Source organism: Asticcacaulis sp. (genome assembly GCF_020217185.1).
Lineage (GTDB): Bacteria > Pseudomonadota > Alphaproteobacteria > Caulobacterales > Caulobacteraceae > Asticcacaulis.
In genome coordinates this window covers 1-10,000 of sequence record NZ_JAIWNX010000122.1, presented here as the reverse complement: position 1 = coordinate 10,000, position 10,000 = coordinate 1, and the positions used below count along the sequence as shown (strand labels likewise).

At 63.6% G+C, this 10,000-nt stretch carries 8 protein-coding genes; 4 read left to right on the top strand and 4 right to left on the bottom strand.

Annotated elements, in window-relative coordinates:
• The 3 genes from LDL37_RS06025 to LDL37_RS06015 all read right to left on the bottom strand — a co-directional run.
• The coding region (locus tag LDL37_RS06025) for an SLC13 family permease (protein WP_290795597.1) at positions 1-633 on the bottom strand (633 nt) is incomplete at its 3' end.
• A 179-nt stretch (positions 634-812) separates the two neighbouring features.
• Positions 813-1,355 carry a molybdenum cofactor guanylyltransferase gene (locus tag LDL37_RS06020; RefSeq protein WP_290795595.1) on the bottom strand — a complete coding sequence of 181 codons (543 nt, stop codon included), beginning with the start codon at positions 1,353-1,355 and terminating at the stop codon, positions 813-815.
• A gap of 28 nt (positions 1,356-1,383) precedes the next feature.
• Positions 1,384-3,528: a glycoside hydrolase 43 family protein gene (locus LDL37_RS06015; protein ID WP_290795593.1), complete on the bottom strand. Its 2,145-nt coding sequence runs from the start codon at positions 3,526-3,528 to the stop codon at positions 1,384-1,386.
• 201 nt (positions 3,529-3,729) lie between these two features.
• Here LDL37_RS06015 and LDL37_RS06010 point away from each other — a divergent pair, with 201 nt between their 5' ends.
• The 4 genes from LDL37_RS06010 to LDL37_RS05995 are packed head-to-tail and all read left to right on the top strand — an operon-like array spanning position 3,730 to position 9,398.
• A complete protein-coding gene (locus tag LDL37_RS06010; protein ID WP_290795591.1) occupies positions 3,730-4,839 on the top strand; it encodes an endo-1,4-beta-xylanase in 1,110 nt (369 codons plus the stop codon).
• A gap of 10 nt (positions 4,840-4,849) precedes the next feature.
• Complete coding sequence (locus LDL37_RS06005) at positions 4,850-6,514, top strand: glycoside hydrolase family 43 protein (RefSeq protein ID WP_290795589.1); 1,665 nt, start codon at positions 4,850-4,852, stop codon at positions 6,512-6,514.
• On the top strand, positions 6,514-7,779 hold the full coding sequence (locus LDL37_RS06000) for an MFS transporter (RefSeq protein WP_290795598.1): 1,266 nt from the start codon (positions 6,514-6,516) through the stop codon (positions 7,777-7,779). Before LDL37_RS06005 ends, LDL37_RS06000 begins: the two co-directional genes overlap by 1 nt.
• The gene (locus LDL37_RS05995) at positions 7,776-9,398 is read left to right on the top strand and encodes a glycoside hydrolase family 43 protein (RefSeq protein ID WP_290795587.1); all 1,623 of its coding nucleotides are present in this window, start codon (positions 7,776-7,778) and stop codon (positions 9,396-9,398) included. Before LDL37_RS06000 ends, LDL37_RS05995 begins: the two co-directional genes overlap by 4 nt.
• On the opposite strand, the gene LDL37_RS05990 is transcribed toward LDL37_RS05995, so the two are convergent.
• Positions 9,379-10,000, bottom strand: a 622-nt coding sequence (locus LDL37_RS05990) for a prolyl oligopeptidase family serine peptidase (RefSeq protein ID WP_290795584.1), incomplete at its 5' end; no start/stop codon positions are given. The two genes, LDL37_RS05995 and LDL37_RS05990, sit on opposite strands and share 20 nt — an antisense overlap.

The following is a 10,000-nucleotide window of genomic DNA, read 5'->3' as shown; positions in this document are numbered from 1 at the left end:
CGTGCCGCGGCGCGGCGGCAGCAGGCGCCAGCCGATGACGGCCAGATAGAGGATGCCGACAACGGCCACGGCGATGCCGACCGGTGCCATGGCAAAGAAGCCGAAGCCCTGCCCCAGCCTCTCTTCGCGCACCGACGACAGGATCATATTGGCCGGGGTGCCGATCAGGGTGATCATGCCGCCCATAATGGTGGCAAAGGCCAGCGGCATCAGGATGGTGCCGACGGCCTTCTTGTTCTGACGCGCGATTTCTGCCCCCAGCGGCATGACGATGACCAGCGCGGCAATATTGTTCATGAAGGCCGACAACAGGGCGCCGACGGCCATCAGCATGGCCATTTGCAGGCTGTAGGTCGCCTTGCCGAACATGATGTAACGCGCCAGCTTGGCCGCCACGCCGCTGAGTTCCAGCGTGCGCCCAACGATCAGCACGGCGGCCACCGCCACCACGGCGGGGTCGCCAAAGCCGCTTAAGGCGTCCTCAGGCTTGACGACGCCGGTGATCAGCCCGGCCAGCAGGGCCAGCACGGCGATCAGGTCGTGGCGCACCCGTTCGGTGACAAACAGCACAAGGGCCCCGGCCAGGATCAGCGCACTGATCAGGGCGGGAGAAACAAAGGGGCTTAAGTCCATTCAGCGGAGGTCCGGTCGAAGGCAGGGTCTCTCTACTGCCCGCAACACCGGTAAAGAGGCGATAGGGAATGTGCTCAGGCGCGGGGCCTAGAGCGATGTGCGGAAAAGTGTGAGCGGTTTTCCGCAAAAACATCGCGACAAAACAAAAATTTAGAGCGAAATGGCGATTCAACCTAAAGTCATTTCGCTCTAAGGGCCGCGACGTCCTGTGGCGTGTTGAGGTTGCGCAAGGTCAGGCCCGTCGGGATCGGAAGTTCGACGCAACCCACCTGCCGCAGCAAGGCGCGCAGGGAGGGAGGGCGCGCGGCGGTGGTCACACACTCATGGGCAGCCGCAAGGACCGCCGGGCTCAGGCGCAGGGCAAAGGGCAGGGGCTGCCCTTCAAAACAGGCACCGATACCCTTGTACGCGGCCAGCCGGCGCAGAGTGTCGGGCGACAGTTCGGGCATATCGACGGGCACGCACAGGACCTGATCCACCTCCGCGCCGACCTGCGTCAGGGCGGCCACCACCCCGCCGGCCGGGCCGCTGTCCACGGCGGGATCAGCCAGCCCACCGGGCAGGTCAGGTCGTCCGCTATAAAGGATGCGGTCTGCCCCCGCCGCCGTCAGGGCGTCGGCGGCGACTTCCAGCCACGTCCGGCCCTCGAACATCAGGCCGGCCTTATCCACGCCCATGCGGCGCGATTTCCCCCCACAAAGCACAATACCGGCAAGGGACATGTGGCCTGATCTCCAAAAGGGCTCCGCGTTACTTTACCTCTTCCCACACCAGCACCGTGCCGTCCTTGCGGTCGGGATCGGCACCGGGCCAGTCGGCGGCGTAGGGCTCACCGGTACGCACGTCAAGGCCCAGATAGCGGTGCGTGCGCAGCGACATCAGCATGAACTGTTTGCGCAGCATGTCCTGCCACTGGAACAGGCTGTCCGGCGTTTCCGTCTTCATCAGGCGCACGTCCGACGACAGGCCCAGCCCGACAACGGTCAGGAAGCCGCTGCCATCCATGGCCTCCAGCGCCACGCGCCCCTGCCCGCGATCGTGGACGCGGAAGCGCGCGCCGGGGCCGGCGGCCGCCTTTGAGCCATTGGCGGCGAAGTGCAACATGCCGTGCGGATTGGCCCACATCGGCTGATCATTGGCGAAGTTGCGGATGGTCACGACCTTGCCCGCCGGAATGTTGTGTGAGCGGTCGGCCAGAGGCTCATCGACGCGGAAATCGTCGAAATCCGCCTGCCCGCCGGTCGTGCCCTTTTCGTTGAAGGCAAACAGGGCGAAGCGCACGCCCTGAAAGGTGCGCAACTGATAGGCGGTGCGCACGTCGCCACCCATCGGGGTGAAGGTCCTGCCGTCGGTGGAGTAGCTGAACTGCGACAGCTCGGTGTCGTAATTGCCGCTGACGCGCAACTGCACGCGCGGTCCCGGCAGGGCGGCCTCGATGGTTGTGTTGGTCAACTGATCGTAGAAGCGCAGGCGATAGGCCTGACCGTCACGCACCACACCCAGCCAGTAGTAGGGGATGTTGAGCAGGCCCAGACCGGCCACATCGCCGTCTTTCAGCCCTTTGGCATCCAGCGTCGTCGTCGCCGTCGATTCCGGCCCGATGACGCGCTGGGTCAGGCTGTTGCGCGCCAGCAGAAAATGCGGGGCGGGCAGGCTGTGCAGACGCAGATAGCCGCGCCGCTCAGACAGAGACCATTTCGTGTCGTCCGGCACGTGGTTCCATTGCCAGACCGCTTGGGGCTTCGGGCCGGAAAAGTCGTCATTGCGCTGATAGGTCGGGGTCGGGGCGACGGTGGCCCCCGTAGCGGGTTTCAGCCAGGTGCGCGGGCTGCGCCCCAGATTGCCGGGCAGGCCGAAATAGGGCCAGCCATCGTGCCAGGTGACGGGCGACAGGAAGGTGGTGCGCCCCATCGACTTCACATCCATCATCGAAAAGCCCCACCAGTCGCCATTGGGCAGTTCGACCAGCCCGCCCTGATGCAAGGGGTCGGCCCCGAAGGCATTGCCGCCCGGCGGTGGCGGCGAAACGCTGATTGTGTCGCCAGGGGCCGGCAGGCTGCGCCCAATACCCTGGGTGCGCCAGCCGAACTGTGTGCCCATGGTCTCTCGCGCGCTGATCGTCACCGTCTCATAGGGGCCGAACGGACTGTCTGAGCGTGCCGCCTGCATCCGCCCGACCGGGGCGTAGTTGGCGCTTATGATGTAGTATTTGCCCTTGATCTTGTAGAAGTGGTGGCCTTCGCCCATGGCGTTGCCCGCCGGGATAATCACCCGTTCGCTGCCTTCGACCACGCCGCTGAGGTCGGGTTTCAGTTCGACCAGCCGCACCTCATCATAGCTATAGACGGCGTAGATCTTGCCATCGTCGTCGAACAGCACCGACAGGTCGTGAATCTTGCTGTCCAGCGACTTGTGCGTCCACGGCCCGGCGGGGTTGGTCGCCGTGAACACCTGTATCCCGTAACCGTTGATATTGGAGAAGATGTAGAAGGTGCCGTTGTGATAACGCAGCGCCGGGGCCCAGATGCCCGCCCCATAGGCATCCTTGCCGCCTTCGAGGCGGTATTCCGGCCCCATCTCCAGACGGTCCAGCGCGTAGCCCAGCAACCGCCAGTTCACCAGATCCTTCGAATGCAGCACTGGCAGGGCGGGCATGGTGTGCATGGTGGTGCCGGTCATATAGTAGTCGTCGCCGACGCGGATAATATCAGGATCGGAAAATTCGTCGTTAAACAACGGGTTGGTGAAGGTGCCATTGCCATTGTCCGGCGTCCAGGTCGTCGCCGCCGTGGTTTTGGGCAGAGCCTGAGCGGGCGGGGTCTGCGCCGCGGCAGACAGGCTGAAAAGAGCAAACAGCGCCGTCAGCGCAAGGCCGGGCAGGGGGCGGGCGGGCATGAGCGTTTCCTGTTATCGGTGTTTGGGCGCACTATAATAGTCTGAGTTATCCGGTCAATCGCGCTTCGCCGCTTGCTTGCTCAGGCTTTTTGAGGGGGGATAGCAAAAACCCGGACATGACCTGATCGCCGATTGACAGAGGCGACGAAACCGTGATTTGTTAGCGTTAACATAAAAAACAAGCTTCGTGCAGGGATACCCATGCCTGATCTTCTTCCGACACGCCGCCACGTGCTGGCGGGCCTGAGCGCTGCCGCCCTTCCGGTGATGGCGTCCACCCCTGTTCTTGCCGCCAGCGGGCCTTCGCTGCGGGCACTGGCCGCCGAAAAGGGCATCCTGTTCGGTTCGGCGCTGAGCGCGGGCACCATGGAACCGGCCTATCTGGACATAGTGAAGGCCGAATGCGGTGTGATCGTGCCGGAGAACGAATTCAAGGTCTATGTCATCGCCACCCAGCCGGACCGCTATAACTTCGCGCCCGGCGATACGATTGCGGGCTTTGCGCGCGATAACGGCATGAAACTGCGCGGGCACACCCTGTTGTGGAACAAGGCCGAGTTCATGCCGAAGTGGCTGCTGAATATCGACTTTGGCGCAAACCCGGCGCGCGAGGCCGAACGCTATCTGCGCGACTACATCAAACGCGTCTGCACCCATTACGGCGATCAGGTGTTTTCGTGGGATGTGGTCAACGAAACCATCGACCCCCAGACCGGCGACATCCGCGACACGCCGTTTACCAGGGCGCTCGGTTTCGACTGTATCCGCATCGCCTTTGAGGCGGCGCGTGAATACGCCCCGAAGGCGCAACTGGTCTATAACGACTATATGTCGTGGGAGCGTGGCAACGAGACCCACCGCAAGGGCGTGCTCAAACTGCTGGAAACCCTGCGGGCGAAAAACGTCCCGATAGATGGCTTCGGCATCCAGAGCCATATCGGCAATGACGGCCACATCAAGGAGGCGCAGAACGATCAGTGGCGCGCCTTTATCGACGCGGCTGTGGGCATGGATTACAAGCTGCTGATCACCGAATTCGACGTCAATGACAAGGACCTGCCGACCGACACCGCCGTGCGCGACGCCGGGGTGGCCGCAGCGGCGAAGGACTATCTCGACCTGATGTTCTCTTACAAGCAACTGGATCAGTTCCTGTGCTGGGGCATGAGCGATAACCATAGCTGGCTTCAGGGCTGGACGCCGCGCGCCGACAAGACGCCGCAACGCCCGACCCCCTATGACGCCCAGTACCGCCCCAAGCCCCTGCGTGAGGCCATTGCCGCCGCGCTGAAGGCCGCCCCGAAACGATAGGAGACAGACGATGCGATATCAGGCGATGCGGTATCTGGCTGCCCTCTCCGCCGCCCTGTCTGCGGGCCTGTTCTTACCGGCTGTGGCCGAGCCGGCGCGCTTTGAGCGCTTCACCTATGAGGGCCGCTCTCAGGAGCAGGCGAAGGCGGGACCGGGGGAATATCTCAACCCCATCCTGTCGGGCTATTATCCTGACCCATCGGTGACGCGCGTCGGCGACGACTATTACCTCGTCAATTCGTCCTTTACGCACTTTCCAGGTCTGCCCATCTTTCATTCAAAGGATCTGGTGAACTGGACGCAGATCGCCAATGCGATCAGCCGCCCGGAACAGCTCAATTTCGATGGGCTGAAGGTGTCGCGCGGGGTCTTCGCGCCGGATATCTCCTATCACGACGGCCTGTTCTACATCGTCAACACCTGCGTCGATTGCAAAGGCAATTTCGTCATCACGGCCAAGGACCCGAAGGGGCCGTGGTCTGATCCGGTGTGGTTCGATTTCGAAGGCATCGACCCCTCGATCTTCTGGGACACGGACGGCAAGGCCTATATCGTCAACAATGGCGCGCCGAACGAGACGCCGCGCTATGACGGCCACCGCGCCATCTGGGTGCAGGAATTCGACTACAAGGCGCTGAAACTGGTCGGTGAGCGCACGCAGATCGTCAATGGCGGCGTCGATATTTCCAAAAAGCCCATCTGGATCGAAGGGCCGCACATCCTGCGCAAGGACGGTTTCTACTACCTGACGGCGGCCGAAGGCGGCACGGGTGATCAGCATTCGCAGGTGGTGCTGCGCTCGAAAAGCGTGCGCGGACCGTTTGTCCCTTATGACAAAAACCCGATCCTCAGCCAGCGCACGCTGGACCCGGCGCGCCAGAACCCCGTGACCTCCGCCGGACATGCCAAGCTGGTCCAGACCCAGACGGGCGAATGGTGGGCGACCTTCCTCGCCACGCGGCCCTATGGCCCGGACCTGTACAATATCGGACGCGAAACCTTCCTCTTGCCCGTGACGTGGAAGGACGGCTGGCCGGTCATTCTGGAAGACGGCAAGGCCATTCCCTTCACGGGAAAAAAGCCCAACCTGCCGGCGCAGGCCGCCCCAGCTCAGCCGGTCAATGGCGATTTCGGCTTTAGCGAAGCGTTTGACGGCAAGAGCCTGCCCCTGTCGTGGATCGGGGTGCGCACGCCGCACACACCCGTCTATCGACTGGACAAGGGGGCATTGGTGCTCAATTCTGGGGCGGCGCTCGGCGACCTGAAAGGGACGCCGGCCTTCATCGCCCACCGTCAGCAGCACCACATAGCCACTGTGTCCACGACCCTCACCTACAGCCCGGAAAAAGACGGTGACCGGGCCGGACTGGCGGCCATGCAAAACGATGACGCCTGGCTGTTCTTCGGCCTGACGCGCATAGACGGCAAGCCGCAGATCGCCCTTTATGCCCGTGAAAACACAGCGGCCGACAAGCTGATCGCCGCGGCCCCCCTGATGGCGCGCGAAGTCACCCTGACCCTGCGCTTTGACGGTGGACGCCTGACGGCCGACTATACGGCGGATGGTCAGACGCGCACCCTGAGCCGCGATGTCGATATCACCTTCCTGTCGACGCGCAAGGCGGGTGGCTTTGTCGGCACCCTGATCGGGCCCTATGCCTATGAGGCGAAATGATGCTGAAACGGATCGGGCATCTGCGCTGGTGGATCATCGCTCTGGTGATGCTGGGCACCATCATCAACTACCTGACGCGCAGCACGCTGAGCGTCGCCGCCCCCACCCTGACGCAGGAACTGAGCCTGACGCCGCAGCAATACAGCTACATCACCAGTGCCTTTCAACTGGGCATCATGATGCAGCCGATCGCGGGCTACATACTCGACCTGATCCGTCTGCGTATCGGCTTTGCCCTGTTTGCCACGGCGTGGGGGATTATCACCATTGCCCACAGCCTTGCCGGCAACTGGCAGGGGCTGGCCATGCTGCGCGGGCTTCTGGGCTTTGCCGAAGGGGTGGCGCATCCGGGCGGCCTGAAGGTCGTTGCCGAATGGTTCCCGGCGAAGGAGCGCGGGCTGGCGGGCGGCATCTACAATATCGGCGCGTCTCTGGGCTCGATGCTGGCCCCGCCGCTGGTGGTGTGGGCCATCCTCTATTACGACTGGCGCGCCGCCTTTGTGATTACCGGCATTATCGCGCTGGTCTGGGTCGTCCTGTGGCTCCTCTTCTATCAGTCGCCGGACAAGCATAAGGCCATTTCGGACGGTGAGCGCAGCTATATCCGCGACGGTCAGGAGCGCCATCTGGAGGCCACGGCGGCCCGCCCGTCGCCGCTGAAAATTCTGGGGCAGCGCAACTTTTGGGGCATTGCCCTGCCGCGTTTTCTGGCTGACCCGACCTGGGGGACGCTGACCTTCTGGATGCCGCTCTATCTGGCCACCGCGCGCGGCTTTGACCTGAAAGAGATTGCCCTGTTTGCGTGGCTGCCGTTTGTCTTTGCCGATATCGGCTGCCTGTTCGGTCCGGCGGTGGTGCTGTGGCTGCAAAAGCGCGGCATCGGCCTGATCGACGCGCGCCGCTGGGTGTTCACGCTGGGCGCGGTGCTGATGACCGGCATCATGTTTGTCGGCTGGGTCAAAAGTCCCTTCGTGGCCATCGGCCTGCTGTGTCTGGGGGCTTTTGCGCACCAGACCCTGTCGGTGACGGTGATCACCCTGTCGTCGGACCTGTTCCGCAAGAACGAGGTGGGGACGGTGACCGGCATGGCCGGGACCTTCGCCAATCTGGGGGTGTTGCTGTTCTCGCTGGCCATCGGTGCGCTGGTCAGCACCATCGGCTATGAGCCCTTCTTTGTGATACTGGGTCTGCTCGACCTGATCGCCGCCGTGGTGCTGTGGACGCTGGTCCGCGCGCCAAAGGCTGAACCGGAGCCTGTGACGTGATCCGTAATCCTATTCTGCCGGGCTTCAATCCCGACCCCTCCATCGTGCGCGTGGGCGACGACTACTACATCGCCACCTCGACCTTTGAGTGGTATCCGGGCGTGCAGATCCACCATTCGCGCGACCTGATCCACTGGCGGCTGATTACGCGGCCTTTGCGCCGTCCGGCGCAACTCGACATGCGCGGCGCCCCCGATAGCTGCGGTATCTGGGCCCCGTGCCTGACCTATGATAACGGCCTGTTCTATCTCATCTATACCGATGTGAAACGCTATGGCCGCACCACGGTTGGCGGGGCCAGCGGGGCGTCCCTGCGCGACTTCCACAACTATCTGGTCACCTGCCCCACCATCGACGGCGAATGGTCCGACCCCATCTATCTCAACAGCAGCGGCTTTGATCCGTCGCTGTTCCACGACGATGACGGGCGCAAATATCTGGTCAACATGCTGTGGGATCACCGGCCGGGCCGCGTGCGGTTTGCCGGTATCGTGCTGCAAGAGTATGACCCGGTAGCGCAAGGTCTGACCGGCGAACGCGAGGTCATATTCGAGAGTACGTCGCTCGGTATGGCCGAAGGGCCGCATCTCTATAAGCGCGACGGCTGGTACTACCTGATCACGGCGGAGGGGGGCACGGGCTGGAACCACGCGGTGACTATGGCGCGGTCGCGGACCCTCACCGGGCCGTATGAGTTGCACCCCGAAACGCACATTCTCTCCAGCCGCCTGCGCCCGGACAGCCCGCTTCAACGCGCCGGTCATGGCGATCTGGTCGAAGCGCGCGACGGCACGCCGCTGCTGGTCTATCTGTGCGGGCGGCCCCTGCCCAATCGCGGGCGTTGCGTGTTGGGGCGCGAGACGGCCATCCAGCCGATGCGCTGGGACGAAGACGGCTGGCTGCGCACGCTGGACGGGCAGGGGCTGCCCCTGCTGATCGCCGAAAGCCCGGAGCCGGCCGGTGAGGCCTTTGAGGCACCTTCCGTCGATTTTAACGGCCCGGACCTGCCCATAGACTTCCAGTGGCTGCGCTCACCCTATCCCGAAAAGCTGTTCAGCCTCAGTGACCGGCCCGGACATCTGCGGCTCTATGGGCGCGAAACCCTGGGCAGCCTGTTTGAACAGGCGCTGGTGGCGCGCCGTCAGCAGGCCTTCTGCTATTCGGTGGAAACCGTGGTCGACTATCAGCCGCGCCATTATCAGCAGGCGGCGGGGCTGGTCTGCTACTATAATGGCAGCAAATACCACTATCTGCACGTCACCCACGACGAACAGGCGGGGCGGCACGTGCGGGTGATGTCGGCCCTGCCGGACTCCACCACCAGTGACGCTTTCAGCGCCCTCTATCCCGTCGCCGATGGTCCGATCCATCTGCGCGCCGAGGTCGATTATGAGCGACTGCGCTTTGCCTTCCGGCTGGCGGCGGACGCCGACTGGACGTGGATCGACGGGCATTTCGACGCCAGTGTCCTGTCGGACGAGGCCACGGTGCCGGGGGCGCCTAACTTTACCGGCGCCTTTGTCGGCATGGCCTGTCAGGACACCTCGGGCGAAGGCTTGCCCGCCGATTTCGCGACGTTTGATTATCGCGAGCGCGACTTTATCGCAGAGATTGGCTGAAGAAGCGCACCACCTCGGCATTAAAGGCGTCGTGGAAGGCCGCGCGATCAAAGCCCGCCCGGCTTTTGCAAATGTGCGGGGCCAGATTGACGTCCACGCACGGGGAGAGGAAATCGAAGTGCCCGGCATTGGGGACCGCGTGAAACTCAGGCGGTTGCGGCAGGGCCTGACGCACGGCGTCGGCATAGTCGGGCGCGGGCAGAATCTCATCGGCATCGGCGCGCCACAATTGCACGGGAAGGCGCAGGTCTTTCAGGCCTTCGGCAAAGGTGAAACCGAGCGCCGGAGCCGCCACGACCAGCGCCTTGATGCGCGTATCGGCAGGCATCGCAGGCGCGGGAACGGCGGTGGTCGGGCGCGGATGGCTGGCGATCATCTGGCAATCGAAATAGGCTGGATGCGCCTGACAATGCGGGATCAGGCGCGCGAAGTCCGGACGCCCGCCGGCAGCCGCCAGAACCGTGAACCCGCCCGCTGAGAAGCCGAAGGCCCCGATGCGCTGCGGGTCGATGACGCCACGCTCTGGTGCCTCGTTCAGCATGTAGGTGATGAGCTGGCTGAGCGCCTTCGGGCGGTCCTCGATCCGGGTGGCGCGGCTATTG

Bases quoted from the DNA above. Each gene is read 5' to 3' on its own strand.
- LDL37_RS06020 (WP_290795595.1), bottom strand. From the start codon at position 1,355: ATGTCCCTTGCCGGTATTGTGCTTTGTGGGGGGAAATCGCGCCGCATG.
- LDL37_RS06015 (WP_290795593.1), bottom strand. From the start codon at position 3,528: ATGCCCGCCCGCCCCCTGCCCGGCCTTGCGCTGACGGCGCTGTTTGCT.
- LDL37_RS06010 (WP_290795591.1), top strand. From the start codon at position 3,730: ATGCCTGATCTTCTTCCGACACGCCGCCACGTGCTGGCGGGCCTGAGC.
- LDL37_RS06005 (WP_290795589.1), top strand. From the start codon at position 4,850: ATGCGATATCAGGCGATGCGGTATCTGGCTGCCCTCTCCGCCGCCCTG.
- LDL37_RS06000 (WP_290795598.1), top strand. From the start codon at position 6,514: ATGCTGAAACGGATCGGGCATCTGCGCTGGTGGATCATCGCTCTGGTG.